This window comes from Novosphingobium soli, from assembly GCF_042432915.1.
In the GTDB taxonomy this organism is placed as follows: domain Bacteria; phylum Pseudomonadota; class Alphaproteobacteria; order Sphingomonadales; family Sphingomonadaceae; genus Novosphingobium; species Novosphingobium soli.
This window is the reverse complement of record NZ_JBHLWK010000021.1, coordinates 57,897-79,175: the sequence shown is the minus strand read 5'-3', so window position 1 is coordinate 79,175 and position 21,279 is coordinate 57,897. Positions and strand designations below refer to the sequence as shown.

Genomic DNA, 21,279 nt, shown 5'->3' with positions numbered 1-21,279 from the left:
GTTGGGGTCGAGGGTTCGAATCCCTTCGCCCGCTCCAGTCTTCTCTCCCAGGACAACGATCGCCCGGAACGCGGGATGCGCGGGCCCGTGCCGATGACGAGCCGGCGCCGCACCGGTCAGTCTCCGGCCACCGTCATGCCGTCCACCCGCACCGTCGGCACGTTGACCGCGCGATACCACTCCAGGTCGTTGGCGGGGGTGAGCTGCGCGAACATGGCGAGCAGGTTGCCCGCGACCGTGAATTCCGCCACTGGGCCCGCCAGCACGCCGTCGACGATCCGGAAGCCCGCGGCCCCGCGGCTGTAGTCACCGGTGACGCCGTTCACGCCCTGGCCGATCAGCTCGGTCACGTAGACGCCGTCGGCGATGTCGGCCATGAGCGCGGCCGGGGTGAGCTCTCCCGCGGCGAGGTGGACGTTGCCGGTGGTCACGCCCGGGGCGCCGCCGCCGTGGCGGGCGGCGTGGCCGGTGGGGGCCAGCCCGAGCTGCCGCGCCGAAGCGGAATCGAGCAGCCATCCGCTCAGGCGGCCGTCCTCGACCAGCGCGCGCGCGCGCGTGGCCAGGCCCTCGCCGTCGAACGGGCGCGATCGCAGGCCGCGCCGGATGTGGGGATCCTCGGCGATCAGGATGCCGGGCGCGAAGATCTGCGCCCCCAGCTTGTCCAGCAGGAAGCTGGAGCGGCGCGCCACCGCGCTGCCGGTGATGGCGCCCAGCAGGTGGCCCACCAGCGAGCCGGAGACGCGCGGGTCGAACACGACCGGCATGGCGCCGCTCTTCATGCGGCCGGGGTTGAGCTTGGCGGCCGCGCGCTCGCCCGCCAGGCGGCCGATCTCCGCGGGCGAGGGCAGGTCGGCGCCGTGGTGGGCGCTGCGCCAGGCGTTGTCGCGCTGCTTGGCCGCGCCCTCGCCCGCAACCACGGAGGCGCTGAGCGAATGGTTGGTGGACCCGTAGGCCCCCGAAAAGCCGTGGCTGGTCGCCAGCGCGAAGACGCCTTGCCCCGCGCTCGCCGTCGCGCCGTCGGAGTTGGACACGCCGGGCACCGCCCGTGCGGCGTCCTCGGCTTCGAGAGCCATGGCCCGCAGCGCCTCGGGTGAGGGCTCGGACGGGTCGACGAGGTCGAGCTCGGGCCCGGCGGCGGTCGTCAGCAGGTCCTGCGGCGCCAGCCCCGCATAGGCGTCCTCCGGCGCGGCGCGGGCCATGTCGATGGCGCGCGCGGCGAGCTCGTCGAGCGCGGCGAGCGACAGGTCGGACGATCCGATGCTGGCCGAACGGCGGCCGGCGAAGACGCGCAGCGCGATGTGCTCGCTTTCGGACCGCTCGACGTCCTCCAGCTTGCCGAGGCGCACCTGGATGCCCTCGGAGGCGCTGGCGCCATAGACCGCGTCGGCGGCGTCCGCTCCGGCGCGGCGCGCGCGCTCCACCAGATCGAGCGCGCGCTCCCTGGCCTGGTCCGGATTGAGCATCGTGCCTGTGAACTCCCGAGTGCCTCTACGCGCGCAGCCCTAGTCGGCACGAACGCGCAGGGCAAACCCGAGTTGCAGGGAGGGCAGGATACCGGGGGCGGGGTGCGCGCTCAGGCGAAGGCGATGGCCAGGCCCTTGAACAGCGCGGTGAGTGCGAAGGGAAGGCCGATGGCCAGCGCCCACAGCCCGAGCCGGTCGCGCCGGTAATAGGGCGCCAGGGCCGGGTCGTGGGCCTGCTCGTCGGTCAGCCGGTTCCAGCGTGATTCGAAGCGGCGGCAGGCCGGGATGATGGCGACCACCAGGATCACCAGCGCGAAGTAAGGCAGCAGCGATCCGCCTTCCGACTTGAGCGCACCGATCGTCACGAAGATCTGCAGCGCCGTATAGACCAGCAGGGCGTAAGCGATGTGGTCGCTCATCTTGCGGCGCCAGTCGATCACCGTCGTGCGGTGCCCGGCAAGGGGGTCCGGCCGCGACATGCCGGAGGTGGAACTGAGCGCGCGCTGATGCGCTCCATGGTCCGTCATCCTGTCCATCAGGGCGATCTCCTCGTCCTCTTTTTTCCCCGGAAGTAGATCACTGAATCATGTTCATGGCAAGTTCAGTTCCGTCTTTTGCAAGTGCGAAGGCGCTTCGCGGCCGCCGCGACGCGACAGCTCGGGTCTCCTCCAATGCCGCGCCTAGGCGGAATTGCCGGCTTGCGGTGCCATGCTCGCCTGCGTTAAGCCCGGCCCGATGACCGCACGCACCGATCACCCGCAGGAGCACGCCACCAGCGCCACGGATTCGGCGCTCCTTGCCGAGAACGGCGGACTCGAAGTGATCTCGATCGCCAAGAGCTACGACAAGCGTGCGGTGCTCACCGACATCTCGCTCTCGGTCGCCAAGGGCGAGGTCCTCGGCCTGCTCGGCCCCAACGGCGCGGGCAAGACCACCTGCTTCTATTCGATCATGGGACTGGTGCGGCCGGACTCCGGGCGAATCCTGATGGACGGCGTCGACGTCACCCGGCTCCCCATGTACCGCCGCGCGATCCTCGGCCTGGGCTACCTGCCCCAGGAAACCTCGATCTTCCGCGGGCTGACGGTGGAGCAGAACATCGCCGCGGTGCTCGAGCTCAACGAGCCGGACCGCGACGTGCGCCGGGCCGAGCTGGACCGCCTGCTCGACGAGTTCGGGCTCACGCGGCTGCGCTCCAGCCCGGCGATGGCGCTGTCGGGCGGCGAGCGCCGGCGGTGCGAGATTGCGCGCGCCCTGGCCGCCAAGCCGTCGATCATGCTGCTGGACGAACCCTTCGCCGGCATCGACCCGCTCTCGATCTCGGACATCCGCGACCTGGTGCGCGACCTCAAGACGCGCGGCATCGGCGTGCTCATCACCGACCACAACGTGCGCGAGACGCTCGACATCGTCGATCGGGCCTGCATCATCTACGGCGGCCAGGTGCTCTTCGCCGGCAGCCCCGAGGCGCTCGTCGCGGACGAGAACGTCCGCCGGCTCTACCTGGGCGAAGGCTTCACGCTGTGATCCTCAAGGGCGCTCGGAGTGCCGGTGCTTCGACACGCGCAGCACGCGGGGGCGCGGGGATGGAGGTCCTTGGCCCGCTCGTCCTGAGCTTGTCGAAGGATCATCGCACGAGCGCCTGAGCCATGGCTCTGGGGCCACGCCTGGATCTCAGGCAGAGCCAGTCGCTGGTGATGACGCCGCAGCTCCAGCAGGCGATCAAGCTGCTGGCGCTGTCCAACCTGGAAATCGAGACCTTCATCGGCGAGGCGCTGGAGGGCAACCCCCTGCTCGACGTGGGCGGGCCGGCGCCGTCCGGTGACGCGGGAGAGCTGCCGCCCGACGCTGCCGCACCGCGCAGCACGGCGCTCGAAACCTCGGGTGTCGACCGCCTGATGGGCGAGGGGCACGCCGCCGTCGACCGGCCGCTCGACATCGATCCCGCCGCGCTCGACAGCGACCGCGACACCGGCGATGGCCAGCGGCGGGAAGATGCAGGCTGGGACGATGCCGGCTGGGACGATGCCGGCTGGGGCGCCGGGCTGCGCGCCGGCGCCGCGGAGGAGGGGCCGGCGATCGAGCAGCGGGCAGCGCTGGCCGGCACACTGGCCGAGCATCTGGAGGCGCAGATCGGCGCCGCGGCGCGCGACCCGCTGACCGCCGGCGTGGCGCATTACATCGTCGGCCAGCTTGACGAGGCCGGCTACCTGCCGGTGAGCCTGGCCGAGCTGGCAGGCGACCTTGGCCTGGCGCTGGCGGACGTGGAGGCCGGCCTGGCGCTGGTACAGTCGCTCGATCCCACCGGCGTGGGCGCGCGCACGCTTTCGGAATGCATCGCGCTGCAGGCACGGGAGGCGGATCGTCACGACCCGGCGATGGCGAAGATGATCGACAACCTCGATCTCCTGGCGCGCGGCGAGATCGCCCGGCTCAAGCGCCTCTGCGGCGTCGATGACGAAGACTTCGCCGAGATGCTCGCCGAGCTGCGCGGCTACGATCCCAAGCCCGGGCTGCGCTTCGGCGGGGAGCCCGGAAGCGCCGTCACGCCCGACGTCCTGGTGGCGCCGCGCAGCGACGGCGGCTGGGACATCGCGCTCAACCAGGCGACGTTGCCGCGGCTGATCGTCAATCGCGGCTATTACGTGGAGCTCAGGGGCGCGTGCGACGACAAGGCCTCGCGCGCCTGGCTCTCGGACAAGCTGGCCGATGCCAACTGGCTCATCAAGGCGCTGGACCAGCGGCAGAAGACCATCCTCAAGGTCGCGGCCGAGCTGGTGAAGCAGCAGGACGGCTTCTTTCGCCACGGCGTCTCGCAGCTTCGCCCGCTGACGCTGCGGACGGTGGCGGAGGCGATCGGCATGCACGAATCGACCGTCAGCCGCGTCACCTCCAACAAGTTCCTGCACTGCCCCCGCGGCACTTACGAGCTGAAGTACTTCTTCGGATCGGGCGTCGCCTCCGCGGATGGGGAGGGCGGCGCCTCCGCCGAAGCGGTCAAGGCCGCCATCCGCCAGCTGATCGAGGCCGAGGACCCGCGCGCGATCCTGTCCGACGACGCGCTTGTGGAACTGCTGAAGGCGCGGGGCTTCGAACTGGCGCGACGCACGGTGGCGAAGTACCGGGAGGCGATCGGCCTTGGCAGCTCGGTCCAGCGCCGACGCCAGAAAGCACTGGCGGGCGCGCGATGATGCTGCATCGCGGCGGGAACTCAGCATGCACATGATAAGCAAACTGCGTTAAATAATGGATGCCGAACGGGGAAAGTAATTCCCAAGTGGTTAGGTTGTGATACTCTCCTGTCATTGAAGGAGCCAGGCGGCGGCAACGCGCAGGTACATGGCCCGCAATAAGGAGAGGATGTCCATGTCTTACGTCGACAGGAATTCCGGCGGCGACAACGCTCGGCGCAACAAGGCGCTGACCGGCGGCGTCGTCGCTCTCATCCAGGGCGGGCTCGCGCTCGCGCTGGTCAACGGCCTGGCGGTGAACTTCTTCCCGCCCGACAAGCCGCGCCACCTGCCGACGCACCTCTATCCCACCCAGCCGATTCCGCCCGAGCTGGTCGAATCGGCCGAGCTGCCGCAGCAGCCGGCAACGCAGCAAGCGCAGCCCCGCGTGCCCGAGCGCAGGCTGGCGCTCGATCCCGATCCGGTCTTCACCGGTGTCGTAGTCGATCCCGTGCTGCCCACCGGCGGGGTCGAGGGCGGGCAGGACCTGGTGATCGAGCCGGTGCTGCCCAGCGACCCGCCGGCGCGCTTCGCGCCCAGGGCCGCGCGGCCCCGCGGCGATGCGGCGCGCTGGGTCACGACCGAGGATTATCCCACCGCGGACATTCGCGCCGGGCATACCGGCACCGTGCGATTCCGCCTGAGCATCGACGCTTCGGGTCGCGTCTCGGGCTGCACCGTCACCCAGTCGAGCGGCTTTCCCGGGCTGGATGCCGCGACCTGCCGCAACGTCGCCAAGCGCGCGCGATTCGACGCGGCGAGCGACGCCACGGGCGAAAAGGTCGGGGGCACGTACGAAGGGACCATCCGCTGGGTGATTCCGAACGACTGACGGCCCACGGCCGGCCTTCGGGGCGTTTTACGGGACTTCCCCCCTGACCCGAACCGATCCCGTCGGCCTCGCCCATCGCGCCACCCTGGCGCGGCTGACCTGTCCTTCCCGGTCCTGTCCCTCATGAGCGGCCGGGGAGGACCCTCTTTCGCACGGTGGGAATGCGCGGGAGGGAGAGGGAGAGGCGGGAACCGATCGGGCGACCCCTCGTTTAGAGGTCGTGTCCCCGGCCAAGGGCGGTCCGCAAGGGCCGCCCTTCTGCGTTGGCGCCCTTCTGCGTTGGCACCCTTCTGCGTTGGCAGCGGGCCTCGTTGGCGGCCTCCCTCGTGGCCGGCAGCGTCAGAGCAGCGAAAGCTGACCGTCGGCGGTGCGCGCGTCGTGCCCGGGCTGCGCCAGGGCCGAGAGCGTCAGGCCCATGAGCCGGATCGGCTGGGGCAGGGGCAACTGCTCCTGCAGCAGGGCATGGCCGAGCGCCGCGAACTCCGCCTTGCCGGACACGAAATGGGCCAGCGAGCGGGCGCGGGTGAGGGTCTGGAAATCGGCATAGCGCAGCTTCAGCGTCACCGTGCGCCCTTGCGCCTGCGCGCGTTCGATGCGCTCCCAGACCACGTCGACGATGTGGTCCATGGTCTCGCGCAGCACCTGCGGATCCTCGATGTTCTCGAAGAAGGTGCGCTCGCCGCCCACCGACTTGCGCGGGCGGTCCGCCCGGACGCGCCGCAGGTCCACTCCGCGGGCGGCGCGGAACAGGTATTCGGCGAAGCTGCCGAAGTGCGCGCGCAGGAAGGCGAGATCCCGGGCGGCGAGGTCCGCCCCGGTCTCGATGCCCAGCCGCGCCATCTTCTCGGCGCCGCGCGGCCCGACCCCGTGGAAGCGGCGGACCGGCAGGCTGGCCACGAAGGCCGCGCCCTCGCCGGGCCGGATGACGCACAGGCCGTCGGGCTTGTTCTGGTCGCTGGCGAGCTTGGCCAGGAACTTGTTGTACGAGACGCCGGCGCTGGCGGTGAGCTGCGTCTCTGCACGGATGCGCTGGCGGATCTCCTGCGCGATGCGGGTGGCGGAGCCGATGCCCTTGATGTCCGCGGTGACGTCGAGATAGGCCTCGTCGAGCGAGAGCGGCTCGACGTGGGGGGTGTAGTCGAGGAAGATGGCGCGGATCTGCTGGCTGACCGCGCGGTAGACCTCGAAGCGCGGCTTGCGGAAGACGAGCTCCGGGCAGAGCCGGAGCGCCCGTCCCGAGGGCATGGCCGACCGCACGCCGAATCGGCGCGCCTCGTAGCTGGCCGCCGCCACCACCCCGCGTCCGGAGGAGCCCCCCACCGCCACCGGCAGTCCGCGCAGGGCAGGATCGTCGCGCTGCTCCACGCTCGCGTAGAAGGCGTCCATGTCGACATGGATGATCTTGCGCAGGCCGGCCGCTTCCTCATCCTCGGTCCCGGCATGATCGTCCTGTGGCGGCATGCCTGCCCTATACGCTCCCCGGCGGCAAAAGCGCCACAGGCGGCGTAATAGGACTGGCGGAATATGGCCATCTGCGGCATGGCGCCTGACGATGCATTCCCCCGATGCCAGACCCGCCCAGTTCCCGATGAAGGAACTGGAATTCGTTGCCATGATGGCGTCGTTCCAGGCGCTCCAGGCGCTGGCGATCGACGTCATGCTGCCGGCGCTGGGCGCGATCAGCCGCGACCTCAGGCTGGAGGACCCCAACCAGCGGCAGCTCATCATCGGCGTGTTCCTGATCTGCTCGGGCCTGGGCTCGCTATTCCCCGGGGCGCTGGCGGACCGCTTCGGGCGCCGGACCGTGGTCCTGTGCGCGATCGCGGCCTACGTGCTGCTCTCCGTCGTGTGCGCGGTGGCGGCCAGCTTCGAGCTGCTGCTGATCTCGCGCGGGGTGATGGGGCTGGTCACCTCGGCGATGATGGTGATGCCCATGACCATCCTGCGCGACCGCTTCGAGGGGGACCGCATGGCGCGCACCCAGTCGCTAGTGGCGATGACCTTCATGGTGGTGCCTATGATCGCGCCGATGCTGGGCCAGTCGGTGCTGCTGTTCGCCGGGTGGCGCTGGATCTTCGGGATCATGGGCGGGCTGGCCGCAGCGGTCTTCGCCTGGGCCTGGATCCGCCTGCCCGAGACGCTCGACCCGCGCTTCCGCCAGCCGGTGAAGCTGGGTGTGATCGCCGGCAACATGGCGCTCGCCCTGCGCGAGCGCGCCGCCTTCGGCTACTTCCTGGGCGCGGCCTTCGTGCAGGGGGCGCTGTTCGGCTACCTCAACAGCGCGCAGCAGCTGGTGGGCGAGCACTTCGGGGCCGGAACGTGGTTCCCGGTGATCTTCGGGGGCATGGCGCTCGTCATGGCGAGCACCAACTTCATGAACGCGCGCATCGTCGAGCGGTTCGGGGCGCGCCGCGTCTCGCACGCCGCGCTGCTGTTCTACATCGTCCTGGCCGCGGTCCACCTGGTGCTGGCGTTTAGGGGCGAGGACCTGTGGACCTTCCTGCCGCTGATGACGCTCAGCATGTGCATGATGAGCTTCCTGGGCTCGAACTTCCAGGCCATCTCGCTCCAGCCCTTCGCGCGGATCGCGGGCGCGGCGGCCTCGGTGATGGCGTTCGTGCGCGTCGTGCTAGGCGCGGTGCTGGGCTCGCTGATCGGGCAGGCCTACGACGGGACCGCGCGGGTGGTGGTCGGCGGCATGGTGGCCTGCGGGCTCGTCGCGCTGCTGCTGGTGCTCTATTCGGAGCGGGGACGGCTGTTCCGGCGCGTCAACCCGCCCGAGTACTACCGCAACGCGCCTCCGCCCGTGGGGCACTGAGGCGCGCGGCGGCAAGACCGCGGCGGCAGGACCGCGGCGCCAGAATTGCGGCGGGACTAGACCCTGCGGCCGCGGAACAGCTGGATCAGGCCGACGATGATGGCGATCACCAGCAGCAGGTGGATCAGCCCGGTCGAGACCTTGAACACGACCAACCCGAGCAGCCAGAGCACGAAGAGAATGGCGGCGATTGTGAAGAGCATTGCGGTTTCTCCCGAGGTATGTCCCCGGAGGAACGCGCCGGGCGCCGAGAGGCTCCCGAGCGTGTTGCTGGATTGTTACGCGGCCTAGCGGCGCGCCATCGCCGCCAGCTCGCGGCGGGAGGGCGCGGGCTTGGCCGCGGCGGCCGGCTGGCCCCGCGCCTGCCCCAGCGCCTTGAGCACCATTGCCAGCTTGGCCCCCGCGCCGACGCGCACCCGGTGGTCCCAGGCATGCGCGCCGCGGCGCTCCACCTCGCGGGCGATGCCGCCGTAGATCTCCGCGGCCGAGAGCACGGCCCAGCGCTGGCGGAAGGCGAGGCGGCCGGCGCCCACCCGGGCCGAGGCCTCGTAGGCGCGCGCCATCGCGCAGGCCCGCGCCACCAGCGGCACCAGGGCGTGGCGGTAGTGCGGCTTGGTAACCTCGCCCGGGGGAATGTCCGCTTCGGCCAGCCACTCCTGCGGCAGGTAGCAGCGCCCGTTGGCGTCGTCCTCCCAGACGTCGCGCACGATGTTGCCGAGCTGGAACGCGAGCCCGAGGTCGCAGGCCCGGTCGAGCGTGTCCTCGTCTTCCGCGGGCACGCCCATCACCGCGGCCATCATCACGCCCACCGCCCCGGCCACGTGGTAGCAGTAGCGCAGCAGGTCCGCCTCGGTGCGCGGGCGCCAGTCGGCCGCGTCGAGCGCGAAGCCGGCGAGCACGTCCTCCACCATCGGGCGGGTCACCGGGGTTTCGCGCATCAGCACGGCTAGTGCGTCGAAGGCCGGGGAGCCGGTCTCCTCGCCGGCCATCGCCAGTTCGGTCAGAGTGCGGATCGTCGCCAGCCGCGATTCGGCGTCGAGCCGCGTGCCCAGCGGCCGCGGAGCGGCGGCCCGGCCGTGGTCCTGCTCGTCGGCGATGTCGTCGCAGGCGCGGCACCAGGCGTAGAGCAGCCAGACGCGCTCGCGCGTCGTGCGGTCGAACAGGCGGCTGGCCGCGGCGAAGCTCTTAGAGCCCTTGCGGATCGACTCCCGGGCGGCGGAAACGAGGGCGGCGCGGTCGGGCTGCGCAGGGCTCATGCGACCGGGCGCCGCGGCGGCCTGCCGGTGGCGCAGGAACGGCTCACAGCGTGCTCGGATCCATGCGCACGATCGGCACCACCGGCTGGTAGGCGCGCATGCGCGCGAGCAGCGGGTCGAGCTGCGTGTCGTCCATGATGATGCCCTGGTGCGCCGGGCGCACGAAGCCGACTTCGGCCATGTGGCGGTTGAAGGCGAGCAGGCCGTCGTAGAAGCCGAAGGCGTTGAGAATGCCCACCGGCTTGCTGTGATAGCCCAGCTGCGACCAGCTCACCGCTTCCCACAGCTCGTCCATGGTGCCGACCCCGCCCGGCAGCACCAGGAAGCCGTCGGACAGGCGCGTGAACTCGGCCTTGCGCTCGTGCATGGTGCCCACGATGGTGAGCTCGCAGTCGTAGTTGGCCACTTCGCCGCCGCGGCCCTGGCCGCCGACGAGTGCCTCGGGGATCACGCCGATGACTTCGCCCCCGGCCAGCAGCGCCGCCCCTGCGACGGCGCCCATCAAGCCGAGCCGGCCGCCGCCGTAGACCACGCCGATGCCCTGCTGCGCCAGCGCGGTACCGACGTCGCGGGCGAGCTCGATGTAGCGCGGATCGGCGGGAGTGGCGGAACCGCAATAGACGGCGAGACGCTTCATGTCAGTGGGATACCTTGATGTTGACGTGCGCCCCGTCCGGCAGATCGCGCGTCTGCCGGGCAAGGTCGCCGGTAAGATGGATCAGCTCGACGAGGTCGATCCTGACGAGGTTCTCGGGCGCATAGTCGCCTGCGAGCAGCGCGGGAAGCGCCAGGCTGAAGACTTCGCCGGGCGCCGGCGGGCCGAGCCGCGCCGCGGCCGCATCGACCAGCGCGTCGGCACGCCAGATCACCTGCGTCTCCTCGCGCGCCATGTGCGCGCGCGCCGCGGCCTCGTCGCCCAGCCGGGCGACGCTGCCGAGTTCGGGATCGAGGTAGTGGAAGGTCCCGGCGCCGTCGGTCACCAGCATGTGCCCCATCAGGCTATGCGCGACCACTTCCGCGAAAGCGACCCCGGTCCAGCCCCAGGCGGCATTGAGTGCGTTGACCGCGCGGCTCACCGCAGGTCGTCCAGCATCAGCTTGGCGGTCGCCTTGGCGCTGCCGACGACGCCGGGGATGCCCGCCCCCGGGTGGGTCCCTGCGCCCACGAGGTAGAGGTTCTTCAGCTTGTCGTCGCGGTTGTGGCCGCGGAAGAAGGCGCTCTGCGTCAGCAGGGGCTCCAGGCTGAAGGCATTGCCCTTCCAGGCGCCAAGGTCCGCCTCGAAGTCCGGCGGCGCGTAGTGGAAGCGGGTGACGATGCGGTCCTCGATGTCGGGGATCAGCCGGCGGCCGACCTCGGCCAGCACCCGTCGCTCCAGGACCGGGCCGACTTCGGCCCAGTCGATCGGCAGCTTGCCCATGTGGGCCACGGGCACCAGCGCGTAGAAGGTGCTCTTGCCCGCCGGCGCCATCGAGGGATCGGTGACGGTGGGATGATGCAGGTAGATCGAGAAGTCGCGCGGCAGCACGCCGTTCTCGAAGATGTCGTCCAGCAGCCCCTGGTAGCGCGGTCCGAACAGGATCGTGTGGTGGGGAATGCCCGGCCAGGTCCCCTCCACTCCGAAATGCACCACGAAGAGGCTGGGCGAGAAGCGCTTGCGCGCCAGGCGGGCGGCCATCTGCTTGCCGCGGATGGTCTCTCCCAGGAGCTGCGAATAGGTGTGCATCAGGTCGCCGTTGGAGGCGACGGCGTCGAACCGCTCGCGCCAGCCGCTCGCGCACTCGACCTCGCTCACCTGGTCGCCCACGGTGTGGATCCGCACGGCCTTGTCGCCGGTCCGCAGCGTGCCGCCGAGCCGCTGGAACAGCGCCGCCATGCCCTGCGCGAGGCGGTTGGTGCCGCCCTTGGTCCACCAGACCCCGCCGTCCTTCTCCAGCTTGTGGATCAGCGCGTAGATGGCGCTGGTGCTCATCGGGTTGCCGCCGACCAGCAGCGTGTGGAACGAGAGCGCCTGGCGCAGGCGCTCGTCCTTCACAAAGTGGGAGACCATCGAATAGACCGAGCGCCAGGCCTGGTAGCGGGCCAGCGCGGGTGCCGCCTTGATCATGCTGGAGAAGTCGAGGAACGCCTCGTGCCCCAGCTTGACGTACCCTTCTTGCCAGACCCCGGCGGAGTAGCGTTCGAACTCCTCGTAGCCGGCGAGGTCGTCGGGTGCCACGCGGGCGATCTCCCGGCGCAGCGCGCCTTCGTCGTTCGAGTAGTCGAAGGTGGTGCCGTCGGTCCAGTTGAGGCGGTAGAAGGGGAAGACCGGCATCAGCGTGACGTCGTCGGCGATATCGTGGCCGGACAGCGCCCAGAGTTCGCGCAGGCAGTCCGGGTCGGTGACGACGGTCGGCCCGGCATCGAAGGTGAAGCCCTCCCGCTCCCACACGTAGGCGCGCCCGCCCACCTTCTCGCGCCCTTCGATCAGCGTCGTGGCGATGCCCGCACTCTGCAGGCGCACCGCGAGCGCGAGGCCGCCGAAGCCGGCGCCGATCACGCAGGCCCGCTTCACGGTCATAGGCCCCCCGCCGCGGCGAGATCGGCGAGCGGGCGTCCCTTTCCGGCGAGGCTGGCGATGGCTGCGCCCACCGGCACGGGCGGGCGGCCGGCAAGGATCCGCGCCATGTCGAGCGGTGTGGAGCGGCCGGCGTAGAACCGCTCGATCAGGGCTTCGGGCAGGGCGTAGAAGCGCGCCAGCATGCGCCAGCGTTGCGGGCCCTCGGCGGCACCGAAGAGCATCCGGCTCAACATGCGGTAGAAGCGCCTCTCGCGCCAGTGCTGTGCGGCCCAGTCATGACTGATCCTTCCTAGGCGCTCGGCCGAGAGATTGTCGAGAGTGGTGAGGTAGAGGGCGAATCTTACGGCATCGGGAATCGAGTAGGAGGTCAGCGGATGGACCAGCGCGGCGCGCACGCCGGCGCGGGGGAGCGCGCCGCCCTCGGCCCAGAAGCGGTCGAAGTCCCCTTGCGCGATCACCGGCAGCACGCCCGTCTCCTCGTAGTCGACGCGCTCCACGGTCCAGCCGGCGCGCGCCGCGTAGGCGTCGATCCGGTGCCGCAGCACCGGCAGGTCGAGATCGGGGGTGTCGGAATAGTAGGTGTCCTCGACGAAGACCTCGGTCGCGGAGAAGGGCAGGCAGTAGACGAAGCGGTAGCCGTCGATCTGCTCCACGGTGGCATCCATCACCACCGGCCCGGTCAGGCCATGCGGCGCGGAGAGGCAGAGCGCGCGCCCGGCGAACTTCTGCCAGCCGCCCGCCATGTGGGCCAGCCCATGGCTGCCGCGCGCGTCGATCACCGCACCGGCCGAGAAGCGCCGCCCGTCGGCGAGCACCAGGCCGCGCGCCTCGGCGGCGGCCACGTCCACCCCCGCCACGATGCGTTCTGGCGGCAGCACGGCGCGCACCGCGGCGTCGAGGCGCGCGCTGGTGATGCTGCGGTAGGGAGTGGTGAGTTGCCGCCGGAGGCCGGGAAAGCGCACCGAGTAGCCGTCCCAGCGCGCGGCGACGAGGGGATCGACCAGCGCCTCCCCGCCCCGCGGAAGGTCGCTGGCGAAGAACGACCAGACATGGCGCCCGCCCAGCCGCTCGCCCCGCTCGAAGATCGTGACCGACAGCTCGGGGCGGTGCGCCGCCATGGCCAGCGCGATCAGGCTCCCGGCGAGGCCGCCGCCCAGGATCGCGATGTCGGTGAAGGCTTGAGGGCCGCTGTCGCGCTGTGCTTGCTGCATCGCGGTCCGTTTAGGGGCTGCGAACGATTGCCGCAACTTGGCAGGTTCCCCGCTTTGCGGCATGTTCGTGACGATGACAGGGGAACTGACCATTTGCGACGCATCGCCGGGGGATGCGGGCGCAATAGCCGAGATCTATGCGCATTACGTGCTGGAGAGCACGGCGACGTTCGAGACCGAGCCGCCCGACGAGGCGGAATCGGCGCGCCGCATGCGCGAACTGGCCGAGGGCGGCTATCCCTTCCTGGTCATGCGCGACGGCCCGGGCGGCAGCGGCCGGGTGCTCGGCTTCGGCTTCGCGCACCGCTATGGCCCGCGCGTGGGCTATCGCTACAGTGTCGAGACGACGATCTACGTGCGGGCCGACAGCCTGGGTCGCGGGATCGGCAGCCGGCTGCTGCAGGCCCTGCTGTCAGAATGCGAGCGGCGCGGTTTCCGCCAGGCCTTCGCCGTCATCGCCGCGTCCGAGCCGGCCTCGGTGGTGCTCCACGCCCGGGCCGGATACCTGCCCGTGGGCACGCTCGCGGGGGCGGGCTGGAAGCACGGCCAGTGGATCGACGTGTTCCTGATGCAGCGCAAGCTTGGCCCGGGCAACGAGACCCTGCCCGCCTGACCGCGCCGAACCCGGTCCCTGCAACTGCGGCGCGCTTCGAGCGTTGCGCGCGAAACAACAGGGAAAGTACATGCGGATGCGCCTGCTCAAATCGTTCCTCGCCCTCGGTGCCGTGGCCTGCGCCGTCCCCGCCGCGGCGCAGGAGGCTCCTGCCGAATCGGTCTTCGATGGAGACCACATCACCGTCGGCGTCGGCGGTGTCTACAACCCGAGCTACCGGGGCTCGGACGACTACGTGTTCTCGCCGATCCCGCTGGTGCGCGGCAAGGTCGCGGGGGTCGACATCAATCCGCGCATCTCGGGCGTGGCGCTGGACTTCGTGCCCGACAACCGCGATTCCCGCATCGGCCTGTCGCTGGGCCCGGTGGCGAGCGTCACCTTCAACCGCAACCGCCAGATCAAGGACGACGTGGTCAAGGCGGCGGGCAAGCTGGACACCGCGATCGAGCTGGGCGTGAGCGGGGGTATCACCGGCTACAAGCTGCTCAATGACTACGATTCGCTGTCGTTCTCGGTCGACGTGAAGTGGGACGTCAACGGCGCCTACAAGGGCATGGTATGGGTGCCCAACATCTCCTATGCGACCCCCCTCAGCCCCGCCGCTCTGGTCATGCTGAACGTGGGTGCCCGCCATGTCGACGACGACTACGCGGGCTACTACTACTCGGTAACTCCCGGCCAGAGCGCCGCGAGCGGCTTGCCCGTGTACGGGGCCAAGGGCGGCTGGGACAGCGCTAACGCCACGCTAATGGTGGCTTACGACCTCTCCGGCGACTTGCGCGACGGCGGCTTCGCCGCGTTCGGCGGCCTCAACTACACCCGCATGCTGAACGATGGCGAGGACTCTCCCTTCACCGCGATCCGCGGCGACGCCGACCAGTGGAGCGTCGGCGCCGGCATCGCCTACACCTTCTGAACCGCGCGCTTCCTCCCGGTCAGGGCCGGGAGGAAGCCTCGGTATCGCTCTCGCCCGCCGCCGAGACGATGGCCTGCAGCGCTCGCATGTGCCCGGAAAAGGCCGCGCGGCCGCTGGCGGTGAAGCTGGCCCAGGTGCGCTGCCGCCCGTCCAGCGCTGCCTTCGTCAGGTGCACGTAGCCCGCCTCGACCAAGGCCGAGAGATGCTTGGACAGCACCGAATCCGACACCCGCGTGATCTCGCGCAGCCGCGCGAACTCGGCCTGCGAGGTCCGCGCGAGGACCGCAGCGATCTGCAGCCGGGCGGGCGGGTGCAGCACCACAAGCGATAATTTTCCAGATTGGAAAGTCAGCGACCGAGAACGCGTGCGACGCGCTCGCGCAGCGCCGGCAGCACTTCCGCTTCGAACCAGGGATGCTTCGCCATCCACAGCCGGCTGCGCCAGGCCGGATGGGGTAGGGGAAAGAAGCCCTCCGGCGCCTCGCGCCATCGCCGCACGGCCTCGGTGAGGTTGGGCGCGAACCCCTTGGGAAGGTAGCGCTTCTGCGCGTACTGCCCGACCAGCAGCGTCAGGCGGCGCTCCGGCAGCGCGGCGAGCAGCGACGCGTGCCAGCGCGGCGCGCACTCGGGGCGGGGCGGCTTGTCGCCGCCGCTCGCCTTGCCCGGGTAGCAGAAGCCCGAGGGCATCTGCGCGATCAGCTCGGTGTCGTAGAAGGTCGCCTTGTCCAGCCCCAGCCAGCCGCGCAGCCGATCCCCGCTATCGTCGTCCCAGCCGATGCCGCTGGCGTGGACCTTGCTCCCAGGCGCCTGTCCGATGATCAGCAGCCGCGCGCCGGGGCTCGCAGCGACGAACGGCCGCGGCTCGAAACCGAGCGCATCCGCGCACAGGCGGCAGGACCGGATCTCTGTGAGCAGGGTGGCGAGGGGCGCGGTCATGTCCCTTGCAGATGGCGTTCGCTTCGCGCCTCCGCAAGGCGCGGGCGTTTCCTCGCAAAGCTCGCCGCTCGCCTCAACGCGCCCGGAGTTCCTCCATCAGCGACGAGGAGTAAGGTGCCACCAATCCCTGCGCCCGGTCCCATCCCCCGTTGAGCCACAGCGCCCAGGCGGCGGGGTCGGGCGGCAGGATTACCGGCATGGTCTCCCGGCCCTCGGCCCGCAGAGCGGCGTTCGCCTCGCAGGCGAGCAGGGCGAACGAGGGTATCTCGCTGTCCTTCCACACCGCGGCCATCGCGAAGACGGGCTGGTCGGTGCAGCCGAACCAGGCCTGCCGCCGTTTCCCGTCGACCGCAGAGGCGCGGCTCCAGGCCATGAAGGCCGTCGCGGGGGCGAGGCAGCGGAACTCGCTGTTGCGCAAGTTGCCGATCCAGAACGGGCTCTCGAGATTGCGCACGGTGAGGATCCCGCGCTCCTCGAGGACGGAGGGCGGCGGGGGCACGCCCCACAGGCGCGGGATCAACCGGCGCGGCGCACGGTGCTGCGGCCGCGGACCGGCGATGGCTTCGCGCCCGGCCGTTATCACGGGTGCGAACTGCCCCGGCGCGATATAGCCGCCCGACCACGGGTCACTGCCCGCCTGCGCCCCGAAGCTGCGGGCCACGTCCAGGGCGGCTGCGTCGAGGCGATAGAGCACGGTCATCGGCCAAGCCCCTAGACCTGCGCTGCCAGGCCGTCTATCATTCGCCCGACCCCCGGGGAGCCAGCAGGGCTGAGAGTTGTGGGTATGCTCCACAAGACCCGTCGAACCTGAACCCGTTAGCACGGGCGGAGGGAGTGGAGCGCCGCCTTGAGGATTTCAGGCCGGTAGTCCGCCTCCTTTCCGCCCCCAGGAGAGAGAAGCGCACCATGGCCGACATCAACTCCAAGCTCGAGATCGGTGTCACCACCGGTCCGATCCGCGGAAGCCGCAAGATCCACGTCGGCCCGCTGGGCGTCGCCATGCGCGAGATCCACCTGGAACCCGGCAGCGGCGAAGCGCCGGTGCGCGTCTACGATACCTCCGGCCCCTACACCGATCCCGAGGCGACGATCGACATCTCCGCCGGCCTGGTGGCCAAGCGACGCGCATGGATCGTGGATCGCGGTGACGTCGAGGACTATGCCGGCCGCGAGGTGAAGCCCGAGGACAACGGCCTCAAGGGGCCGGACCGCTCGGCCGGCGTCCCGGCCTTTCCGAACGTCGTCAGGCGCCCGCTGCGGGCGAAGCCCGGCGCCAACGTCAGCCAGATGCACTACGCCCGGCGCGGCATCATCACGCCCGAGATGGAATACGTGGCCGAGCGCGAGAACCTTGGCCGCGCGATGTTGAAGGACCACGTGCGCGACGGGCAGGACTGGGGCGCGTCGATCCCCGACTACGTGACGCCTGAGTTCGTGCGCGACGAAGTGGCTCGCGGTCGCGCCATCATCCCCAGCAACATCAACCACCCCGAAAGCGAGCCGATGGCGATCGGCCGCAATTTCCTGGTGAAGATCAACGCCAACATCGGCAACTCCGCGGTCGCTTCGGACGTGGCGAGCGAGGTCGACAAGATGGTCTGGTCGATCCGCTGGGGCGCCGACACCGTCATGGACCTGTCCACCGGTCGCAACATCCATGACACGCGTGAATGGATCATCCGCAACTCGCCCGTGCCGATCGGCACGGTTCCGATCTACCAGGCGCTGGAGAAGGTGGGCGGCATCGCCGAGGACCTGACCTGGGAAGTCTTTCGCGACACCCTGATCGAGCAGGCCGAACAGGGGGTGGACTACTTCACCATCCATGCCGGCGTGCGCCTGCCCTACGTGCCGCTTGCCGCCAAGCGCGTGACCGGCATCGTCAGCCGCGGCGGCTCGATCATGGCCAAGTGGTGCCTGGCGCACCACAAGGAGTCGTTCCTTTACGAGCGCTTCGACGAGATCACCGAGATCATGAAGGCCTACGACGTCGCCTATTCGCTAGGCGATGGCCTGCGCCCCGGCTCGATCGCCGACGCCAACGACGAGGCGCAGTTCGCCGAGCTCTACACGCTGGGCGAACTGACCAAGCGCGCCTGGGCGCAGGACGTGCAGGTGATGATCGAGGGGCCGGGCCACGTGCCGATGCACAAGGTCAAGGAGAACATGGAGAAGCAGCTCCAGGCCTGCGGCGAGGCGCCGTTCTACACCCTCGGGCCGCTCGTCACCGACATTGCGCCCGGCTACGATCATATCACCAGCGGCATCGGCGCGGCCATGATCGGGTGGTACGGCACGGCGATGCTCTGCTACGTCACGCCCAAGGAGCACCTCGGCCTGCCCGACCGCGACGACGTGAAGGTGGGCGTGGTCACCTACAAGCTGGCCGCCCACGCCGCCGACCTCGCCAAGGGGCACCCCGCGGCGAAAGTCCGCGACGACGCGCTCAGCCGCGCGCGTTTCGAGTTCCGCTGGCGGGACCAGTTCAACCTGTCGCTCGATCCCGACACGGCGGAGCAGTACCACGACCAGACCCTGCCCGCGGAAGGCGCCAAGTCGGCGCACTTCTGCTCGATGTGCGGGCCCAAGTTCTGCTCGATGAAGATCACGCAGGAGGTGCGTGAGTTCGCCGCGAAGCAGAACCAGCCGGTGGAGACCTTCGTCGCGGCCGAGGATGCCGAGGCGGGCATGGCCGAGATGAGCAAGGTGTTCAAGGAGAGCGGCAGCGAGCTGTACATGGGCGCGGGCGGTCGCGAGCACGACTGAGCGCTGCAGACCCGTGGCGGGGCATCCGCCACGGGCTGACCCGCAAGGACGGGAACCGTGCTTGCGGGTCGGCCTGGCAGGAAAAATGCGGAGACCGTGCCTTCGCGCAAGGACCGCAGCCTGCTAGGGTGGCCTCCGAGCAGGGCTCAGGAGAATACATGCCACGCAATCCCGCTGCCGATTGGATGAAGCTGGCGCACGACAGCTACTGGCTCTGGGCCGAGAGCATGGTGGTCGTGGGCATGCGCACCACCGACATGATGACCGGCCGCGGCAGCGACCGCGAGAATGCGCTGATGGTATCGGAAAAGGTGAAGGCCGCTGCCGAAGTGGGCATGATGTGGGCCACCGCAGGGCTCGCGGCGCCCGAGAGGAACGTCCACAAGGTTGTTCGGCACTACCGACGCAAGGTCGCGGCAAACCGCAGGCGGCTGGCGCGGCGCAGCTGATGGCGATCCACATCGGCATCGGCGGCTGGACCTACGAGCCCTGGCGCGAAACCTTCTACCCCCCTGGCCTGCCCAAGGCGCGCGAGCTGGCCTACGTGGGCGAGCATCTCACCGCCACCGAGGTCAACGCCACCTTCTACCGCCGCCAGAGCGCGGCCAGTTTCGCCAAGTGGCGCGATGCCGTGCCCGAGGGCTTCCGCTTCGCTCTCAAGGGGTCGCGGTACTGCACCAACCGCAAGGATTTGTCGGAAGCGGGCGAGAGCGTGGGCAACTTCATGGCGCAGGGCCTCGTCGAGCTGGGCGACAAGCTCGGGCCGATCAACTGGCAGCTCGCCGCCACCAAGGCGTTCGATGCCGACGAGATCGCCGCCTTTCTCGCGCTGCTGCCGCAGGCGCACGAAGGGTTGCGTCTGCGCCATGCCATCGAACCAAGGCATGGCAGCTTCGACGATCCGGCATTCTTCGCCTTGTGCCGCGAGGCCGGGGTTGCCGTCGTGCTCGCCGATTCCGCCAAGTACCCGGCGCTCCAGGCCCCGGAAGCCGAGGGCGGAGAGGCGCCCTTCGTCTATCTCCGTCTGCAGAACGCGCGCTCTCAACTGGAGCAGGGCTACCCACAAGCCGAGTTGGACGACTGGGCCCAGCGTCTGCGCGGCTATGCCGAGGCCGGGCGCGAGGTCTTCGCATTCTTCATCAATGGCGCGAAGGAGCGCGCGCCGGCCGCGGCGATGTCCTTGATCGGCCGTCTCGGAGGGTACTAGGCCGGATCCGGGTAACCGCAACTTCGCGCCTTTGCGCTCGTTGTCGCAGGATGAGACAGACTGCCGCTCTCGCCGCCGTTCTCCTGCTTCCGCTCGCCGCCTGCTCTTCGGAGAAGGCGGATCCCGACGCCGCCCGCTCTGCCACGCGCGTCGCGGAGGATCGTGCGCAGGCGGTCGTGACCGCGGAGGCGACGCGGGCGGCGTCCGCTTCCAGCGCCGCGCCTTCGTCGCCCGCAACGGCCACCGTGCTGGGCCTCGAAGGCCTGGGACCCTTGCGTGTGGGACAGCCGCTCCCCGGCGGCGGTCGGTGGGCGGCGCGGGGAGCGCAGGCGAGCGACACCTGCACCGAGGTCAGCTCGCCGGACTATCCCGGCGTCTACGCGATCGTCGTCGACGGCAAGGTCCGCCGGATCACGCTGGGCGCGCGCTCGAGCGTGAAGCTGGCAGAGGGTATTGGCGTGGGAGACAGCGAGGCGGAGGTGAAGGCGTGGTTCGCCGGCTTCCGCGAGGAAGGCCACAAGTACCATGACCCGCCCGCAAAGTACCTCACGGCCCCCAATGCAAGGCCGGGCGAATCGGCGCTGCGCTTCGAGATCGACGCCGACCGGCGGGTCGGGCTGATCCACGTGGGCGAGATGCCGGTGCTCGCCTATGTCGAGGGGTGCCTCTGATCGCGTCCCGGTCGCGGATCGCCTTCGTGGGTCTTTTCGCGGCGGCCGGTCACGGGCATGATCGTTTCCGATGAACCACTACCTGCTGATCTATCATCTCGCGCCCGACTACCTGGAGCGCCGTCCGGCATTACGCGCCGAACACCTGGACCTAGCGTGGGACGCTGCCGCAAGCGGCGAACTCCTGCTCGGAGGAGCGGTCGAGGACCCTCTCGACACGGCGATGCTGCTGTTCGCGGGAGAAGGGCCCGAGGTTGCCGAGCGCTTCGCGCGGGCGGACCCCTACGTTACTGCCGGCCTTGTCGAGCGGTGGCACGTCCGCCGCTGGGTCACGGTGGTGGGGGAGGGTGCTGCCGCGCCGGTGCGGGCTTGAGCGCCGCAGAGCTTGCCATCCGCGCGCGCCGGGCCGCCTTCAACCGGGCGATCGCCGAAGGTGACGCGGCGGCGATCGGGCCCATCCTCGCCACAGGCTGTGCCATGGTGACCGGCTCCGACAGTGCATTGATCGCTGGCCGACTGGCGCAAGTGAAGGTCTGGCGGCGCGAGTTCGCGCATGCGGAGCGGCTGGTCTATGTGCGCATGCCAGAGAGCGTGACGGTCTCGCCGGTAGAGCCGGTCGCCATGGAGCATGGACACTGGCAGGGCACGAAGGCCGACTCGGACGCGCCTCTCGCCTCGGGCGTCTATGCCGCGAAGTGGCGCCAAGTCGCTGGGGAGTGGGTGATCGAGGCGGAGATCTTCACCACCCTGGCTTGAAAGCGCCTGAAGCCTGCCCGCGCGGCACCGGGGCCGGCGCGTAAGCG

24 protein-coding genes are annotated in these 21,279 nt (G+C 70.1%); 12 read left to right on the top strand and 12 right to left on the bottom strand.

The window, feature by feature from the left end:
* Window positions 1–116 precede the first annotated feature (116 nt).
* A complete protein-coding gene (locus tag ACFFJC_RS17010) occupies window positions 117–1,463 on the bottom strand; it encodes a TldD/PmbA family protein (RefSeq protein WP_379488687.1) in 1,347 nt (448 codons plus the stop codon).
* A gap of 110 nt (window positions 1,464–1,573) precedes the next feature.
* Window positions 1,574–1,999: a hypothetical protein gene (locus ACFFJC_RS17005; RefSeq protein ID WP_379488686.1), complete on the bottom strand. Its 426-nt coding sequence runs from the start codon at window positions 1,997–1,999 to the stop codon at window positions 1,574–1,576.
* Window positions 2,000–2,198: 199 nt separating this feature from the next.
* Between ACFFJC_RS17005 and lptB the strand changes: the two genes are divergently transcribed.
* The 3 genes from lptB (at window position 2,199) to ACFFJC_RS16990 (ending at window position 5,525) form a co-directional block, all read left to right on the top strand.
* A complete protein-coding gene (lptB, locus tag ACFFJC_RS17000) occupies window positions 2,199–2,990 on the top strand; it encodes an LPS export ABC transporter ATP-binding protein (RefSeq protein WP_379488685.1) in 792 nt (263 codons plus the stop codon).
* A 122-nt stretch (window positions 2,991–3,112) separates the two neighbouring features.
* Window positions 3,113–4,654 (top strand): RNA polymerase factor sigma-54, encoded by a 1,542-nt coding sequence (rpoN, locus tag ACFFJC_RS16995; RefSeq protein ID WP_379488684.1) that lies wholly within the window; start codon window positions 3,113–3,115, stop codon window positions 4,652–4,654.
* 175 nt (window positions 4,655–4,829) lie between these two features.
* Window positions 4,830–5,525, top strand: a complete 696-nt coding sequence (locus ACFFJC_RS16990) for a TonB family protein (protein WP_379488683.1) — start codon at window positions 4,830–4,832, stop codon at window positions 5,523–5,525.
* A gap of 339 nt (window positions 5,526–5,864) precedes the next feature.
* On the opposite strand, the gene dinB is transcribed toward ACFFJC_RS16990, so the two are convergent.
* Entirely contained in the window at window positions 5,865–6,986 is a 1,122-nt protein-coding gene (dinB, locus tag ACFFJC_RS16985; protein ID WP_379488682.1) for a DNA polymerase IV, read from the bottom strand.
* Window positions 6,987–7,077: 91 nt separating this feature from the next.
* Here dinB and ACFFJC_RS16980 point away from each other — a divergent pair, with 91 nt between their 5' ends.
* Window positions 7,078–8,343, top strand: coding sequence for a multidrug effflux MFS transporter (locus ACFFJC_RS16980; RefSeq protein WP_379488681.1), 1,266 nt, complete (start codon window positions 7,078–7,080; stop codon window positions 8,341–8,343).
* Between the two features lie 56 nt (window positions 8,344–8,399).
* Here ACFFJC_RS16980 and ACFFJC_RS16975 read toward each other — a convergent pair whose 3' ends face one another.
* From ACFFJC_RS16975 to crtY, 6 genes are all read right to left on the bottom strand, one after another.
* Window positions 8,400–8,546 carry a lmo0937 family membrane protein gene (locus ACFFJC_RS16975; protein WP_379488680.1) on the bottom strand — a complete coding sequence of 49 codons (147 nt, stop codon included), beginning with the start codon at window positions 8,544–8,546 and terminating at the stop codon, window positions 8,400–8,402.
* A gap of 84 nt (window positions 8,547–8,630) precedes the next feature.
* Window positions 8,631–9,599, bottom strand: a complete 969-nt coding sequence (locus tag ACFFJC_RS16970; protein ID WP_379488679.1) for a phytoene/squalene synthase family protein — start codon at window positions 9,597–9,599, stop codon at window positions 8,631–8,633.
* Between the two features lie 43 nt (window positions 9,600–9,642).
* Window positions 9,643–10,236, bottom strand: coding sequence for an LOG family protein (locus ACFFJC_RS16965; protein ID WP_379488678.1), 594 nt, complete (start codon window positions 10,234–10,236; stop codon window positions 9,643–9,645).
* Window position 10,237: 1 nt separating this feature from the next.
* Window positions 10,238–10,675 carry a T6SS immunity protein Tdi1 domain-containing protein gene (locus ACFFJC_RS16960; RefSeq protein WP_379488677.1) on the bottom strand — a complete coding sequence of 146 codons (438 nt, stop codon included), beginning with the start codon at window positions 10,673–10,675 and terminating at the stop codon, window positions 10,238–10,240.
* On the bottom strand, window positions 10,672–12,150 hold the full coding sequence (locus ACFFJC_RS16955) for a phytoene desaturase (RefSeq protein WP_379488689.1): 1,479 nt from the start codon (window positions 12,148–12,150) through the stop codon (window positions 10,672–10,674). The genes ACFFJC_RS16960 and ACFFJC_RS16955 overlap by 4 nt, the downstream gene beginning before the upstream one ends.
* A gap of 2 nt (window positions 12,151–12,152) precedes the next feature.
* Window positions 12,153–13,367: a lycopene beta-cyclase CrtY gene (gene crtY / locus ACFFJC_RS16950; RefSeq protein WP_379488676.1), complete on the bottom strand. Its 1,215-nt coding sequence runs from the start codon at window positions 13,365–13,367 to the stop codon at window positions 12,153–12,155.
* A 61-nt stretch (window positions 13,368–13,428) separates the two neighbouring features.
* Here crtY and ACFFJC_RS16945 point away from each other — a divergent pair, with 61 nt between their 5' ends.
* Together ACFFJC_RS16945 and ACFFJC_RS16940 are read left to right on the top strand one after the other, a co-directional pair.
* Window positions 13,429–13,980: a GNAT family N-acetyltransferase gene (locus tag ACFFJC_RS16945; protein ID WP_379488675.1), complete on the top strand. Its 552-nt coding sequence runs from the start codon at window positions 13,429–13,431 to the stop codon at window positions 13,978–13,980.
* A gap of 76 nt (window positions 13,981–14,056) precedes the next feature.
* Window positions 14,057–14,896 (top strand): MipA/OmpV family protein, encoded by an 840-nt coding sequence (locus ACFFJC_RS16940; protein WP_379488674.1) that lies wholly within the window; start codon window positions 14,057–14,059, stop codon window positions 14,894–14,896.
* 19 nt (window positions 14,897–14,915) lie between these two features.
* On the opposite strand, the gene ACFFJC_RS16935 is transcribed toward ACFFJC_RS16940, so the two are convergent.
* The 3 genes from ACFFJC_RS16935 to ACFFJC_RS16925 form a co-directional block, all read right to left on the bottom strand.
* The gene (locus ACFFJC_RS16935) at window positions 14,916–15,215 is read right to left on the bottom strand and encodes a transcriptional regulator (protein WP_379488673.1); all 300 of its coding nucleotides are present in this window, start codon (window positions 15,213–15,215) and stop codon (window positions 14,916–14,918) included.
* A 29-nt stretch (window positions 15,216–15,244) separates the two neighbouring features.
* Window positions 15,245–15,832, bottom strand: a complete 588-nt coding sequence (locus tag ACFFJC_RS16930) for a uracil-DNA glycosylase family protein (protein WP_379488672.1) — start codon at window positions 15,830–15,832, stop codon at window positions 15,245–15,247.
* Window positions 15,833–15,905: 73 nt separating this feature from the next.
* Window positions 15,906–16,532 carry an SOS response-associated peptidase family protein gene (locus tag ACFFJC_RS16925; RefSeq protein ID WP_379488671.1) on the bottom strand — a complete coding sequence of 209 codons (627 nt, stop codon included), beginning with the start codon at window positions 16,530–16,532 and terminating at the stop codon, window positions 15,906–15,908.
* 206 nt (window positions 16,533–16,738) lie between these two features.
* On the opposite strand from ACFFJC_RS16925, the gene thiC reads away from it, so the two are divergent.
* The 6 genes from thiC to ACFFJC_RS16895 all read left to right on the top strand — a co-directional run bounded on the left by thiC (window position 16,739) and on the right by ACFFJC_RS16895 (window position 21,232).
* Complete coding sequence (thiC, locus tag ACFFJC_RS16920; RefSeq protein ID WP_379488670.1) at window positions 16,739–18,598, top strand: phosphomethylpyrimidine synthase ThiC; 1,860 nt, start codon at window positions 16,739–16,741, stop codon at window positions 18,596–18,598.
* Between the two features lie 158 nt (window positions 18,599–18,756).
* On the top strand, window positions 18,757–19,047 hold the full coding sequence (locus ACFFJC_RS16915; RefSeq protein WP_379488669.1) for a hypothetical protein: 291 nt from the start codon (window positions 18,757–18,759) through the stop codon (window positions 19,045–19,047).
* A complete protein-coding gene (locus tag ACFFJC_RS16910; RefSeq protein WP_379488668.1) occupies window positions 19,047–19,805 on the top strand; it encodes a DUF72 domain-containing protein in 759 nt (252 codons plus the stop codon). Before ACFFJC_RS16915 ends, ACFFJC_RS16910 begins: the two co-directional genes overlap by 1 nt.
* Window positions 19,806–19,855: 50 nt before the next feature.
* The gene (locus ACFFJC_RS16905) at window positions 19,856–20,476 is read left to right on the top strand and encodes a hypothetical protein (RefSeq protein WP_379488667.1); all 621 of its coding nucleotides are present in this window, start codon (window positions 19,856–19,858) and stop codon (window positions 20,474–20,476) included.
* 70 nt (window positions 20,477–20,546) lie between these two features.
* Window positions 20,547–20,849: a YciI-like protein gene (locus ACFFJC_RS16900; RefSeq protein ID WP_379488666.1), complete on the top strand. Its 303-nt coding sequence runs from the start codon at window positions 20,547–20,549 to the stop codon at window positions 20,847–20,849.
* Entirely contained in the window at window positions 20,846–21,232 is a 387-nt protein-coding gene (locus ACFFJC_RS16895; RefSeq protein ID WP_379488665.1) for a DUF4440 domain-containing protein, read from the top strand. The genes ACFFJC_RS16900 and ACFFJC_RS16895 overlap by 4 nt, the downstream gene beginning before the upstream one ends.
* The last annotated feature ends 47 nt before the right edge of the window (window positions 21,233–21,279 follow it).

Excerpts from the sequence above, each read along its gene's own strand:
- ACFFJC_RS16975 (WP_379488680.1), bottom strand. The coding sequence starts at position 8,546 with ATGCTCTTCACAATCGCCGCCATTCTCTTCGTGCTCTGGCTGCTCGGG.
- ACFFJC_RS16910 (WP_379488668.1), top strand. The coding sequence starts at position 19,047 with ATGGCGATCCACATCGGCATCGGCGGCTGGACCTACGAGCCCTGGCGC.
- lptB (WP_379488685.1), top strand. The coding sequence starts at position 2,199 with ATGACCGCACGCACCGATCACCCGCAGGAGCACGCCACCAGCGCCACG.
- ACFFJC_RS16905 (WP_379488667.1), top strand. The coding sequence starts at position 19,856 with ATGAGACAGACTGCCGCTCTCGCCGCCGTTCTCCTGCTTCCGCTCGCC.
- thiC (WP_379488670.1), top strand. The coding sequence starts at position 16,739 with ATGGCCGACATCAACTCCAAGCTCGAGATCGGTGTCACCACCGGTCCG.
- ACFFJC_RS16925 (WP_379488671.1), bottom strand. The coding sequence starts at position 16,532 with ATGACCGTGCTCTATCGCCTCGACGCAGCCGCCCTGGACGTGGCCCGC.
- ACFFJC_RS16900 (WP_379488666.1), top strand. The coding sequence starts at position 20,547 with ATGAACCACTACCTGCTGATCTATCATCTCGCGCCCGACTACCTGGAG.
- crtY (WP_379488676.1), bottom strand. The coding sequence starts at position 13,367 with ATGCAGCAAGCACAGCGCGACAGCGGCCCTCAAGCCTTCACCGACATC.
- ACFFJC_RS16930 (WP_379488672.1), bottom strand. The coding sequence starts at position 15,832 with ATGACCGCGCCCCTCGCCACCCTGCTCACAGAGATCCGGTCCTGCCGC.
- ACFFJC_RS16945 (WP_379488675.1), top strand. The coding sequence starts at position 13,429 with ATGTTCGTGACGATGACAGGGGAACTGACCATTTGCGACGCATCGCCG.
- ACFFJC_RS16970 (WP_379488679.1), bottom strand. The coding sequence starts at position 9,599 with ATGAGCCCTGCGCAGCCCGACCGCGCCGCCCTCGTTTCCGCCGCCCGG.
- ACFFJC_RS16915 (WP_379488669.1), top strand. The coding sequence starts at position 18,757 with ATGCCACGCAATCCCGCTGCCGATTGGATGAAGCTGGCGCACGACAGC.
- ACFFJC_RS16940 (WP_379488674.1), top strand. The coding sequence starts at position 14,057 with ATGCGCCTGCTCAAATCGTTCCTCGCCCTCGGTGCCGTGGCCTGCGCC.
- dinB (WP_379488682.1), bottom strand. The coding sequence starts at position 6,986 with ATGCCGCCACAGGACGATCATGCCGGGACCGAGGATGAGGAAGCGGCC.
- ACFFJC_RS17010 (WP_379488687.1), bottom strand. The coding sequence starts at position 1,463 with ATGCTCAATCCGGACCAGGCCAGGGAGCGCGCGCTCGATCTGGTGGAG.
- ACFFJC_RS16990 (WP_379488683.1), top strand. The coding sequence starts at position 4,830 with ATGTCTTACGTCGACAGGAATTCCGGCGGCGACAACGCTCGGCGCAAC.
- ACFFJC_RS17005 (WP_379488686.1), bottom strand. The coding sequence starts at position 1,999 with ATGGACAGGATGACGGACCATGGAGCGCATCAGCGCGCGCTCAGTTCC.
- rpoN (WP_379488684.1), top strand. The coding sequence starts at position 3,113 with ATGGCTCTGGGGCCACGCCTGGATCTCAGGCAGAGCCAGTCGCTGGTG.
- ACFFJC_RS16980 (WP_379488681.1), top strand. The coding sequence starts at position 7,078 with ATGCATTCCCCCGATGCCAGACCCGCCCAGTTCCCGATGAAGGAACTG.
- ACFFJC_RS16965 (WP_379488678.1), bottom strand. The coding sequence starts at position 10,236 with ATGAAGCGTCTCGCCGTCTATTGCGGTTCCGCCACTCCCGCCGATCCG.